The sequence below is a fragment of the Aeromonas hydrophila subsp. hydrophila ATCC 7966 genome (genome assembly GCF_000014805.1).
In the GTDB taxonomy this organism is placed as follows: domain Bacteria; phylum Pseudomonadota; class Gammaproteobacteria; order Enterobacterales; family Aeromonadaceae; genus Aeromonas; species Aeromonas hydrophila.
In genome coordinates this window covers 1,698,513-1,710,939 of the sequence record NC_008570.1, presented here as the reverse complement: position 1 = coordinate 1,710,939, position 12,427 = coordinate 1,698,513, and the positions used below count along the sequence as shown (strand labels likewise).

Here is a 12,427-nt window from a genome sequence, read left to right as displayed (position 1 = left end):
CCCCCTTGGCAAACCTCAATTGCCCGCCGCGCCACACCATTGGTGCCACCTGTGCCCCACTATATAGCACCGGGCGGGATGCTCAGTGACCCCGGGCCGCCAGCTCGGCAAACCAGTGCGCCGGGTCGGGCCAGCGATAGACAAAGCCGAGCTGCTCGCAGATGCGCAGCCCCTCGACGGGGAGAAACCGGCCGGCCGGCTCGATGAAGACCGGGGCCGGCAGGCCCAGCTGACGTGCGGCAAAGGGGTAGAACTGCTCCCGGCGCGGGTGTACCGGCGCACTCAGGTTGTAGGCATCGCCATCCTTTCCCTGCGCCAGCAGCAGCTGACAAGCGGCCACCACGTCATCCAGATGCACCAGGTTCACCGCCTGACCGCCCCCCTCCAGGGTTTTGCCCGCCAGGAAGCGGCCGGGATGGCGCTGTGGCCCGTACAGCCCGGCCGGGCGCAGCACCATGGCACAGGGAATGCCGGCCCCCATCGCCGCCTGCTCGGCGGCCAGCATCCGCATCCCGCGCTCGTGGGCAGGCATGGGTTGTTCATCCTCCCCCTGCCCCGGCGCCCAGACCGAGGTGGCACTCACGAACAGCAGCCGCTGCACGCCGGCGGCCAGCGCCAGCTCGGCCACCCGCCCGATGGCGGCCGGGTAATCCTCGACCTTGCTCGGCGGCACGCAGATCACCAGCTCGCGGCAGCGAAACGGCAGTGCGGTCAGCCCGGTGCCCAGTTGCAGCGGCCAAGCCTGCAGCCCTTCTGCCGTCAGCTGTGCGGCTTTCTGGGCCGAGCTGACCGTCACCGCCACCTGGCGGCCCTCGGCCTGCAGCGCCCGGGCCAGCGGCAACCCCAGCCAGCCAGCGCCCACGATCCCCGTCTGGTATTCACTCTCTGTTGTCATGACAAAATCCTGGCAAAAAAAAACGGCCATCCATGATGACCGTCGAAAGTAACGAAGGAAATAGCTGGATTAACCAGTTACCTCCCACAGCGGGAAAATCGGGAGCGCAGGCTCCTAATTCGTGGGGCCTATGCTAGTGGCAGGCAGTCCAAAAAGCTTTGAAGCGGATCACAGTTGAAAAGGATTTCTGAAAACGCTTTCAATTTTTCCGCAAAACAGGGGAGCGACATTGGCCCATTCAGGGCCAATGTCGGCCACTCAGGCGACGGATTCCCGTCTGACCAGCTCGGCCTCGAACTTGAGCTCCAGCCCCTCGGCCGGCTTGTGATCCAGCAGGCTCAGCGCCAGCTCGGCAGCCCGGCCGCCCATCTCCTCGATGGGGTAGCGCACCGTGGTGAGCTTGGGATAGATGTAGCGGGCATAGGGAATGTCGTCGAAACCCACCACCGAGATCTGCTGCGGGATCTTGTATCCCCGCTCCAGCAGACAGGAGATGGCCCCCGCCACCATGGCGTCGTTGAAACCAAGCACGGCGGTAAACTCAACCCCCCGATCCAGCAGCTCGCCCATCGCCACGTAACCGCCGTTCTCGTCGGCAAAGGCGCGGCCGATGAGGGCAGGATCAAGAGCGATGCCGGCCCGCTGCAGGGCGTGATGATACCCCGCCATCCGCTGCTGGCCATCGACGAACTCTGCATCGTCCGAAGTGACGAAGGCAATCTTGCGATGGCCCGCATCCAGCAGGTGCTGGCAGGCGGTGGTGATGCCGGCCTGGTTGTCCAGCCAGACGCAGCGATCTTCGGCGCCCGGCACCTGGCGGTTGATGAAGACCACCGGGGTGCTGCCCGCCACCAGCTCGCTCAGCTCCTCGTCAGGCAGCGCCTTGCTGTGCAGGATCAGCGCATCGCACTGGCGCTGCAGCAGCGCCTGGATGGCGTGGCGCTCGCGCACCTCGTCGTGGTTGCCGGACATGACGATGGTGAACTTGTCCGCCTTGTCCACCACGCTCTCGATGCCGCGCATCATCTGGGCGAAGAAGGGGCCACCACACAGATCCCCCACCAGCACACCGATGCAGTTGGAGCGCTTGCTGACCAGCGCCTGGGCAAAGCTGTTGGGACGAAAATTGAGTTCCTTCATGGCCGCCATGACGGCCTCACGCTTTTCTGGTGCCACCTGCGCCGTGTTGTTGATGACTCGCGACACAGTTGAAATGGACACATTAGCCAACCGGGAAACGTCTTTAATCGTTGCCACTATCAATTCCTTTGTTGGGGGAGCCTGTCTGTGTTGAACGGGCGATTATAACGAACCTGCCAGACCAAGAGATGGCGCCCGATCACCTGGCAGGTTTCCTTTTGTAACAAAACCTTATGGGATAATAACCATTTTGGGGAGGGAATGGGAATCCGGCTGCCGCCAGGGCGGCAGCCGTCTCAATAAGCGTGACTCAGCTCGCGATCGGACATGAAGCGCAGCGGCTGCTGCAGCTTGTGCTGATAGATAAGATCGAACGACAGCACGTTCTGCACATAGTTGCGCGTCTCCTTGTAGGGGATGCTCTCGACCCAGACATCCATCGGCTTGTCCGCACTCTGATCGCGCCAGCGTTTGACCCGGCCGGGGCCGGCGTTGTAGGCCGCCGCCGCCAGGATCCGGTTGCCGTCGTACACATCCAGCAGCCGCTTGAGATAGGCGCTGCCAAGGCGGATGTTCATGGCGGGATCAAACAGCTGCTGCTCGTTGCGATAGGGCACCCCCAGCTTGCTGGCCGTCTCCTTGGCGGTGGTCGGCATCAGCTGCATCAGCCCCCTCGCCCCGACCGGCGATTGTGCCAGCGGGTAGAGCGCACTCTCCTGCCGGGAGATGGCGTAGAGCAGGCTGGTGTTCATGGTCCGCTCCTGCGCCATCTGGGAGAAGGTGTGCTTGAGCGGCAGCGGGAAGCGCAAATCGAGGGCATCCCAGGCCTCGGCCCGGATGCTGGCCAGAATGGCCAGTTCATGCCAGCCCTGGTTGAGGGCGATGTGGCCGAACTCGAGGCGCTGGGCCACCGGATTGCGATCCATGTTGTGGATCCACTCCGCCCGCGCCGCCGTGATCTCGTTCATGTCGAGCAACTCGCGTACCCGCAGCAGGAAGGGCCAGCGGCGGCTGGCGGTGCGCCAGTCCGGCACCTTCTTCGCCACGCTCTGATTCTTCATCCGATAGGGCACGCCGCTGCGCTGCGCTGCCATGAAACCATAGAAGCCGCGCAGATTGGCGGTTTCCAGATAGAGATCCCGCGCCGGTTTCTGCTGGCCCTGCACCTCCAGCGAGCGCGCCAGCCAGTAGCGCCAGCGATCCTCCTTCTGCAGGGCCATGGGCATCCGCTTGACCCAGCCGGAGAGCCCTTTCCAGTCCTGCTCCCAGATGGCGAGCCGGGCCCGCAGCTCCAACAGATCCGGGTCGGCCTGGCGCACTACGGTAGCATCCAGCCAGTTGCGCTGGGCGGTTGAGCGATCCAGCAGCAGCCGTCTGGCCACCGCCCGCTCCACCGGTTTGAGCTCGGCGGCGCTCAGCGCGAAACGCGAGCGCAGATAGCCGAGCTGCCCCAGCACTACTTCCGGCTGCTGGTTGGCATAGCGGGCCAGTCCCAGCAGCAGCAACTTTTTGGAGGGGGCGGCGGTAGTGAAATAGGCCGTGTTCATCGCCTTGGCGGGCTGCTCGAACAGGGTAATCATCTGATCCCCGTACGCCTTCATGCCGCTGCCAAGCTGAGCGCCGAGGTGGCGGATAAGGTTCGGGTTCTCCGCCTCGAAGGCCAAGGTCATGCGGGTCCAGATCTTCTCCTGGGTGCGCAAACCAGCCTGCTGCCAGAGCTGGAACAGGGGATCGCAGGCATCGGGGCGGGACTGGCCGCTCAGCCAGAGCTTGCCCGCCTCCTGCAGTGCCTGGCTCTGCTGGCCGGTGTAGTAGCGCGCCTGATAGTGCATGCAGAGCAGATCGGTGGAGTTCGGCTTGGCCGGATAGAAGCGCAGGAACTGGGACCACTGCTGGCTCTGGGCCAGATAGGTGAGGTAGCTGCGCTCCAGCCGGTTGGATTGGGGGGTGTCACCGTGCTCGCGGATGAAGCGGGTCACGTCGTCATACTCCGCCGCCCCGGGCCGAAAGGCCAGCTGGTAGTAATCGAGATAGGGCAGCAGCGGATAATGGGTCAAACGGGCGCGAATTTGCTGAAAACGGGCCTGATCGTCGGCCCGCACCGCGTCATAAGCCTGGCGATAGAGAGATTGTTCCAGAGTCTGCGCCGCAACCTGCGTCAGCAGCCCCGGCACGCACAGCGCCGATAAAATGATTCCCTGCACGGCTTTCACGAGAGACGTCTCCATTGAGAGGCAATGCCACCGCCCGTTGGCGGTGGTGTCATATTCCCTCATTCTACCCGTTAACCCGAGGGGCTACAGCTCGCCGGCGAGACTATTTTTACCCCCGGCCAGCGGGCTTTCGCTGCGGGCAAGGCGCTGCACGTAGCGCTCCAGATAGGGCACCGGCAGCGGCTTGGAAGCCAGGTAGCCCTGGTAGAAGTGGCAGCCCTGGGCCTGCAGAAACTCCAGCTGCTGGCGCGATTCCACCCCTTCCGCCGTCACGTTGAAGCCCATGTGGCGTGCCATGGCGATCACCGCCTCGACGATGGCCATGTTGTCGCCATCGCGCGGGATATCCTGGATGAAGGAGCGATCGATCTTGAGCTCGTCCGCCGGCAACCGCTTGAGGTAGCTCAGGGAGGAGTAACCGGCGCCGAAGTCATCGATGGCAAAACTGATGCCGAGCGCCTTGAGCTCGCTCATCTTGCTGATGGTGTCTTCCGCGTGCCCCAGCACCACGGATTCGGTGATCTCCAGATTCAGGCTGGCGGGATCCATGCCGGTGGAGGCCAGCACGTCGTGGATCCGGTCGACGAAATCGGTGGCGTGAAACTGCTTGGCACTGACGTTCACCGACAGCTGCGGGATGTGGATGCCGTTCTCCTCCCAGCGCACGTACTGGGCACAGGCCTCGTACAATACCCAGTTGCCGATGTCGACGATAAGGTCCGTCTCCTCGGCGATGGGAATGAACTCGGCGGGCGACACCAGAGCCCGGCCTGGCGGCTGCCAGCGGATAAGCGCCTCGACGCCGATGATGTCTCCCCCCTCCACCATGTGCTGAGGCTGGTAGTAGAGGGTCAGCTCCTGCTGGTTAAGGGCGCTACGCAGCTCGTTGTGAATGAGCAGCCGGCGATCCGCCTGCAACTGCATGGAGGCATCGAAGAAGCGCCGGGTCTTGCGACCAGCCGACTTGGCCTGATACATGGCGGTGTCCGCCTGCTTGAGCAGATCGTCCACCCCCTGCTCCCGGCCGGGGAAGAGGGTGATGCCGACGCTGGCGCCGATATGCAGCACCTGGCCCGCGTGGTTGTAGGGAGCCGCAATCTCGCTGATGAGCCGCTCGGCGATGAGGTCGGCCTGCATCTCCGCCTGGGGGGGACTCGCCGAGAGCGAGGGCAGCAGCAGCACGAACTCGTCGCCGCCGAGCCGCGCCAGACAATCCCCCTGCCGTACCAGCCGTTTGAGTCGACTGGCGACCTCCTTGAGCAGCCAGTCGCCGGTGGCGTGGCCGAGAGAGTCGTTGATGGTCTTGAAGTGATCCAGATCGATGAACAGCAGGGCGCCGATCAGATAGTCGCGACTCGCCTCGCCAAAGGCGTGGGCCAGGGTTTCGTGCAGCTGGCGGCGGTTGGGCAGGCCGGTCAGCTCGTCGTAATAGGCGAGATCCTGGATGCGGCGCTCGGCCTCCTTGCGCTCGGAGATATCCTCGAAACAGATGACGAAGTGGCTGATCTCCCCCCTGTCATCCTGCACCGGGGTGACGATCTCCCACTGCGGATAAGGGTAGCCATCCGCGTGCAGCCGTTGGGTCTCCCCCTGCCAGCGGCTCAGGGTGCCGAGCTCGTAGCCAAGCCCCCCCAAACCGCACCAGAGATCGTTGCCCAGATGCAGGCCGATCACCCGCTGGCTGTCAAAACCCGTGATCTGGCTGAAGGCGTGGTTGACCCGCAAAATCTTGAAATCGGGATCGGTGATGATGATCCCCTCATGGGTTTCAAACGCCACGGCCGACAGGCGCAGCTGGGCATCGCTCTGCAGCCGCTCCAGCTCCGCCACCATCCGCATGGAGAAGGTGGTCAGCACCGAACCCAGATTGGGGATCGCGCTCTGATCGGAGAAAAGCAGCGCCAGGTGGCCCAGGATCTGGCCGTTGCGATCACACAGCGGCAGGCCGTAGTAACCCTGCCCCGCCTTGAAACCGGTACAGGAGGGCAGAGCGTTCGCCAGCGGAATTACGCAGGCCTCCCCCGCCAGATAGACCTGCTGGCAGGGCATGCCGTCGAGTTCGTACTCCTTGAGGTCGATGCCGTGGCAGGCCAGCACCTTGAGCCGTCCGCTGCCGGTGCGCTCCGCCAGCCAGACCGCGTCCGCCACCAGGATGTGGGCGAGCTGGTTGACCAGGGTATTGAAGAAATCGAGCCCGGTCCGGGCAGAGAGCGCCTGCGCCAGCTGGGTCAACAAGGGGTCTTGCAGCAGCGGCAGCTGCTGGGAGAGATCGGCAGGCAGCTGGGTGCTGCGGGTGGTGTCGAGCGGCGCAATCCAGCCGCAGCACATCTGCTGGGCTGGCACGTACTGGCCGCTCCAGAGCACATGGCGCACCTCGCCCCCCTCCTCGCAGAGGTGACCGATGAACTGGGCCGGTTGCTGTGAGTGGTAAAGTCTGGCGAGAAAGTCGGCAAAGCCGGCCTCGTCATCTGCCGCCAATTGCCCGAACCAGGGGTGAGGCCCCTCTCCTTGCCAGAGCTGGTAGGAGGCATGATCGGACAGACTCCACTGGGCGTGTTGCCGATCATAAAACCACATCATCTGAGTGGCCTGCTGTTTCATGTACTACTCCAACACCACAACAACCACGTTCAAGTCCCTGACGACTTGGCAGCGCCCACATTCACAGCGCGCACGTCGGCAAGGGCGGTGCGGGGAGAAAGTGCAAAAGATGCGAGACTAAGCGGTGAAAACCGGACATGAGGTCGACATGCGGCGCTGCCACGAAGGGACAGAAACGATCCAAGTTTCTCCATACTGCCTGCCAGTTTCGTGGAGCTCAAGCGCTTTTTGGTGCAGAACGGGAAAAGATCACAATTTATTCCTCCCCTCGGAAGCAAGGCCACAGTTCGTGACACAGATCACATTTTAATGTTCAGCCATGAGTAATCTGAAGGTGAAGACACAAGCAAGACGACCCGAAGGGGGCCAATATGAAAATCGAAATTACCAGCAAAATCATCGACATCACCCCGGCTATCCGCGAGCGCATTGAATCCCGTTTTGACAAGCTCGAGCGTCTTCAGGTGCCTCTTATCACACCCCATGTGATTGTCTCCAAAGAGCGTCTGATGTTCATCGTTGAAGCCACTGCTGGCATCCCCAACGGCAAGCTGTTTGCCCAGGCAGAACATGAGGACTTGTACGCCGCCATCACCGAACTGGGGCAAAAGCTGGAACGCCAGCTCAACCGCCACACCGAAAAACCCATCGCCCGTCGCGCCGCAGCGGCTGGCAAGGAAGTGCCGCAAGAGGATGAAGCCGACGCATAAACTGCGCCACGGCACAGCCAACAACGACAAAGGCGGGATCTCCCCGCCTTTTTGCTGCCCGAATGCCGACGTTTGTCGCCTTCAGCAACCACTTAACCAGTGCAGCCTAGCATCCACCCCCGCCTTGAGCGTATCGAGGATCGGCAGCATCAGCAGGGGATCGTCGCGTCTGGGCTGATCCGCCAGCTTGCCCTGCCAGCGCTCCCGTCCCAGCGGCGAGAGGTTGTCATAGACGGCGGGCTCCAGCGCAGGCGGGGCGCCGAGCAGCGGCGGTGAGCGCAGCGCCAACCAGAGCCGCACATCCACCATGGAGCCTCCCTGTTGCAGCCGCTCGTTGAGCAAAGCGGCCTCTTCATCATTTGCACTGCCCTGCAAGGGCGTGGCTGGAGGCAGCTCAAAGCGGCTGCGCCAGACCCGGCTCTCAGCCTTTGCTGGCTGCCTGGGATCGAACCAGGGCTGCTCTTCCACCGCATCGGTCAGCAGGGCCAGATGCAGGCGAAAGTCAGCCCTGTCTCCGTGCTGGAGATCCTGGTTGAGACGTTGCCCCAGTTGGGCCTCGTCCACCAGCCACTGCTCACGAATGGCGCTGGGTAGCATGAGATAACTCTTGGAAACGGTGGTTTCATCCTTTATCGGCCGCAAATCCGATCCTTTAAGCAGGAAAAATCCCGCCAAGGGGTTCACAACCCCGGTAGATCTGTTAGTATGCGCCTCGCACTTGTGGAGGGGTTCCCGAGTGGCCAAAGGGATCAGACTGTAAATCTGACGGCTCTGCCTTCGAAGGTTCGAATCCTTCTCCCTCCACCATTTCAAGTGCAGTCACGGTGCCCGTCGTGAACAAAATTGGCAATACTCCGTGGAGGGGTTCCCGAGCGGCCAAAGGGATCAGACTGTAAATCTGACGGCTCTGCCTTCGAAGGTTCGAATCCTTCTCCCTCCACCATCATTCAAGAAAACCCGGCCTCGCGCCGGGTTTTCGCTTTTCAGCATCCCCTCTCTGTTCATCAACATCAGCGTCAGCCGCATCAATGCCACCAATAAAAACGGGAGGCTTGTGCCTCCCGTTTTTGTCTCTTCCTGCCCGCTACAGGGTGAAGCGATAGAAGATATCCACCGCCTGGGCCACCCCGCTCATGGCCTGCAGGTAGAGCCTGGGCATCAGCTCGTAGCGCAGCTTGAACTCGGCGATGGGGCTGAACACCCCGACCCCGTACTGGAACTGCAGCCCCGGTAGCAGGTAGGCCGACAGGGTCACCTGGGTGTTGTCGCCACTGCCGGCGGTGTCGAGGGCCACGTCGCTCATGCCGAGGGATTCCCCCAGACTGGAGACCACGCCGTTGGCCTGGCTGACGGCACCGGCCACCAGCAGGCCGTTGAAGCCCCCATCCTCGCCGCTGGTCTGCAGCCCCTTGCCGCGCAGCAAGTAGGAGAGCTGCTCGGACTGGGCCAGCTGCGGCTCCGAGTAGACGGTGATCTTGGGCTTGCTGGCCGGCCCGGTCACCCGCACCCCTACCGTCACCTTGTCCTCGATGGTATCGGGATCCCGATACGCCTCTATGTTGAGGAACGGCTGATCGAGGGGGCCGGAGAAGAGGATGCGGCCATCCTTGATGATGAGGTTCTGGCCATAGGCCTTGAAGCGCCCATCGTTGAGCACCAGCTGGCCGTTGCCCGCCAGCGGCCGCGAGGGATCCTGGCGGATGTTGATGCCGCCCCCCACCTTGGTCTTGAGCCCCATCGCCTCCAGCCGCACGTCGTCACCCAGCCGGATGGCCAGCTTGATCGCCATCGGCAGCGGCGCCGCCTTGGGCACCGGCGGCAGATCGTCGTAGACCACGGTCACGTCGTCCGACACCGCCACCGCACTCTCGGGCAGGCTCTTGACCAGGATCCGCGCCCAGGGGATGTCGACCTGACCGGTGATCCGGGTCTCCTCCCCCAGCGAGATGGCGATGTCCGGGGAGACCCGCACCCGGCCCATGCCCGGATACTGGGCTTCCAGCTCCTTGCCCTGGATGGTGAGGCTGCCGGTGACCGGCAGCTGTGCCCAGCTCAGCCAGCCCCCCAGTGCCAGCGGCCCCTTGCCCACCAGCATGGTGCCGTCCAGCTCGGCCCGGTTGCCTTCAATCTTGAGGCGGGTCACCAGCTTGGAGAGGGTCACCATGTCGGAGTGGGTCTGCACTTCCCCATCCAGCAGGTTGAGCTGACCAAACAGCAGCGGCGAGGCCAGGGTACCGTCGAAGCGGGCATCGGCCGAGATGACCCCTTGCAGGGAGCGCACCTCGGGGATGAGCGGGGCGAAGGTGGTCAGCTTGAGGTCGTCAAACTTGAGCTGGCCGGAGAGATTGCCGCGACCGGACGGATCCCGGATATAGAGCTTGGTGTCGATGTTGCCGATCTGCTCGGAGGCAAAGTCGAGCCGGATCGCCGCCTGCTGGCGCTCGAAGTCCACCCCGAGCTCGAGGCGCTGGTAGTCGGTCTTGAGCTCGTCGGCCACGAAGGTGCCCGGCGTGGTGCGCACGGTGGCGTGCAGGGTCGGCTGATTGCCGCGCCAGCTGGCCCGCCCGTCGGCGGAGAGCACCGCCTGCCAGCGGAAGTTGTCCGGCAGCCAGGGCCGCAGGCGCTTGAGGTCAAACTGGTTGAGGGCAAACTCCAGGCTGCCCTGCTGGGCCGATACCTGGCTGCCCTTGACGCAGAGGCTGGCCCCCTGGGAACCGAGGCAGAGATCCCCCATGGTCAGCCGCTGACGCGGCAGGTCGAGGCCGAAGGCCCATGGCGCGCTCAGCTCCCAGCGCCGCAGCGGCGTCTTCAACTTGAGCTCGCTGAGGGCACCGCGCCAGCGATCCCCGCGCAGACCGCCGCTCAGCTTGAGGTTGGCCGCCACCGGGTCGCCCTTCATGGTGAGCGACAGGGCGTGCTGGTTGAGATCGCCGCTCAGGTTGAGCGCCAGCTGGCTGAGGCTGGTCGCCCCCTGTACCAGGCTGGCCACCGTCAGGGCCACTTCCCCTGCCGGCTTGTCACCGACCAGGGCATTGCCCTTGATGGCGATCCCCTTCAGATCGGTGCCGGCATAATAGAGGCGGCTGGCAGCCAGCTCGGTAGTGACCCGCGGCGCTTGCTGATTGCCGGTCAGGCGCACCTGCCCCTTGATGTCCCCCTTGAGGCCGGGGTAGAGCCCCGCCAGGTTGGGGGCATTGAGATCCGCATCCAGTTTCCACGCCTGCTGGCTCAGGCTGCCCTTGGCCTGCAGCTGGTTGGGGCCGCTTTGCAGCGCCAGCGCCGGGATGGTCCACTCCATCTTGTCGTTGCCGCTCGCGCTGCCCTTGATGGCCAGCGGATACTGGTTGAGCTTGCCGTCCACCTTCAGCTCGGGCAGTTGCAGTTGCCAGTGGCCAGCCTCATCGAGCTCGAAACGGCTGGCAATCTTGCCCGCCAGCGCCCCCTTGAGCTCGGGCACCAGCTCGGCCGGGTTGATCCCCTTGAATTCCGTGGTGCCCTGCCAGCGTACCCCCTTGTCCCAGGCGAGCTTGCCATCCAGCTTGAGCTCCCCCTTGAGGGCATTGAGCAGCAGGTTGATCTGGTTCAGCTGCGTCAGATCCCCCTTGCCCGTCAGCGCCAGCTTGAAGGGGGGCACATCCGTGCCCTTGCCGGCGGTATTCAAGGCAAACTGGTAGCCGGAGAGCTTGCCCTTGGCACTCAAACTGCCCTTGTCCAGCCGGTAGCTGGGCTCATCTTTGGCAGGCTTGTGCAGCGGCCAGCCCAGACTCTTCCACTCCAGCCCCGCATCAAAGGGCAAGTCGGGGTCGAGGGCCGCCAGAGAGCCCTTGAGGTTGGCAGCCACCGGCCCCTTGGCCTGCAGCGCCAATGCCAGCTTGCCCACCGAACCGCCGAGGGTCAGGCTGGCCTGCTGCCCCTGCAGTTCGCCATCCAGCAGCCCCTTGCGGGCCTTGGCATCCAGGGTCAGGGCGAGCGGATAATCGTCTTTGAGCTGGATCTTGCCCTTGAGCGCCAGATCCGCCATGGCATGGCGCAGGGAGAGCTCGCGCAGCGCGATGTCGCTCCCCTCGGCACTGGCCGACAGCAGCAGCTTGTCGAGCCCTTCAATCAATTCACCTTGCTGATAGCGAAACGCCGTGACCTGCAATCCTTCCAGCTGGATGGGGAACGGCAGCCGGATGGCGGGCAGCTCGATGGGGGCCGCCTTGGTTGCCTGCTGCGCCTTGCGCTCATCCGCCGGCTTCGCCTTGGCGGTGACCGGCGACTTGGCGGCAGCTGGTTTGGCAGCCTCGGTGGCCTGCGTCTCGGCCAGGGTCACCTTGAGGCCGTCCAGCACCGGCCCCTGCACGATCAGCCCCTTGCGGCTGAGGGTGGCGCCGATGTCGAGAGACTTGAGGCTCACCCCCACCCCGGGCACCGTCACATCGAGATCCGCCACCTGGAGGCTGTCGACCTGAATTTTCAGGGGTAGCGGGTGCCAGACGAAGGGCTCTGACGGCTCTTCCGGGGTCGGCTCGGAGTCGGCGACCTTGACCACCGGGTGGGTGACGTTCAGGGATTTGATCCAGAGCTTGCCCTGCAGCAGCTTGCCCAGATCCCAGTCCAGCACGGCGCGATCCACCGTGACGTCCACCAGCTCGTCCTGCCAGCCGACCCCCTCCAGGGTCCAGCCATAGCCAAGCTGGCCCGCCACCAGTTCCCCCTTGAGGGAAGGCAGAGCGGCCCTGGCCTGCTGCCACAGCCACTTGTTGCCCTGATGGGTGAAGCCCAGCAGGCTGACGCCGATGAGCAATAGAAAGATGAGCCCCATCAACCAGAGAAAAATACGTTTTACCCAGATCACAGCACAGACCCCCGCGAAAGATGCAGCC

At 63.8% G+C, this 12,427-nt stretch carries 7 protein-coding genes and 2 tRNA genes; 3 read left to right on the top strand and 6 right to left on the bottom strand.

Annotated elements, in window-relative coordinates; all coding sequences use genetic code 11:
* Positions 1-82: 82 nt before the first annotated feature.
* The 4 genes from AHA_RS07865 to AHA_RS07850 all read right to left on the bottom strand — a co-directional run bounded on the left by AHA_RS07865 (position 83) and on the right by AHA_RS07850 (position 6,849).
* On the bottom strand, positions 83-895 hold the full coding sequence (locus AHA_RS07865) for an NAD-dependent epimerase/dehydratase family protein (RefSeq protein ID WP_011705457.1): 813 nt from the start codon (positions 893-895) through the stop codon (positions 83-85).
* Between the two features lie 258 nt (positions 896-1,153).
* Positions 1,154-2,152, bottom strand: a complete 999-nt coding sequence (locus AHA_RS07860) for a LacI family DNA-binding transcriptional regulator (protein ID WP_011705456.1) — start codon at positions 2,150-2,152, stop codon at positions 1,154-1,156.
* Positions 2,153-2,331: 179 nt separating this feature from the next.
* On the bottom strand, positions 2,332-4,248 hold the full coding sequence (locus AHA_RS07855; RefSeq protein ID WP_011705455.1) for a transglycosylase SLT domain-containing protein: 1,917 nt from the start codon (positions 4,246-4,248) through the stop codon (positions 2,332-2,334).
* A gap of 84 nt (positions 4,249-4,332) precedes the next feature.
* Positions 4,333-6,849, bottom strand: a complete 2,517-nt coding sequence (locus tag AHA_RS07850) for a putative bifunctional diguanylate cyclase/phosphodiesterase (RefSeq protein WP_011705454.1) — start codon at positions 6,847-6,849, stop codon at positions 4,333-4,335.
* 371 nt (positions 6,850-7,220) lie between these two features.
* Between AHA_RS07850 and hpf the strand changes: the two genes are divergently transcribed.
* Positions 7,221-7,559, top strand: coding sequence for a ribosome hibernation-promoting factor, HPF/YfiA family (hpf, locus tag AHA_RS07845; RefSeq protein ID WP_011705453.1), 339 nt, complete (start codon positions 7,221-7,223; stop codon positions 7,557-7,559).
* An 81-nt stretch (positions 7,560-7,640) separates the two neighbouring features.
* On the opposite strand, the gene AHA_RS07840 is transcribed toward hpf, so the two are convergent.
* Entirely contained in the window at positions 7,641-8,156 is a 516-nt protein-coding gene (locus AHA_RS07840) for a VC2046/SO_2500 family protein (RefSeq protein WP_011705452.1), read from the bottom strand.
* Positions 8,157-8,281: 125 nt separating this feature from the next.
* Between AHA_RS07840 and AHA_RS07835 the strand changes: the two genes are divergently transcribed.
* Positions 8,282-8,366: transfer RNA gene (locus tag AHA_RS07835), tRNA-Tyr, on the top strand.
* 51 nt (positions 8,367-8,417) lie between these two features.
* Positions 8,418-8,502 (top strand) — tRNA-Tyr (locus tag AHA_RS07830).
* A 141-nt stretch (positions 8,503-8,643) separates the two neighbouring features.
* On the opposite strand, the gene tamB is transcribed toward AHA_RS07830, so the two are convergent.
* The gene (gene tamB, locus AHA_RS07825) at positions 8,644-12,399 is read right to left on the bottom strand and encodes an autotransporter assembly complex protein TamB (RefSeq protein ID WP_011705451.1); all 3,756 of its coding nucleotides are present in this window, start codon (positions 12,397-12,399) and stop codon (positions 8,644-8,646) included.
* Between the last annotated feature and the right edge of the window lie 28 nt (positions 12,400-12,427).

Coding starts and splice junctions, on each gene's coding strand:
- AHA_RS07865 (WP_011705457.1), bottom strand. CDS start 895: ATGACAACAGAGAGTGAATACCAGACGGGGATCGTGGGCGCTGGCTGG.
- hpf (WP_011705453.1), top strand. CDS start 7,221: ATGAAAATCGAAATTACCAGCAAAATCATCGACATCACCCCGGCTATC.
- AHA_RS07840 (WP_011705452.1), bottom strand. CDS start 8,156: ATGCTACCCAGCGCCATTCGTGAGCAGTGGCTGGTGGACGAGGCCCAA.
- AHA_RS07850 (WP_011705454.1), bottom strand. CDS start 6,849: ATGAAACAGCAGGCCACTCAGATGATGTGGTTTTATGATCGGCAACAC.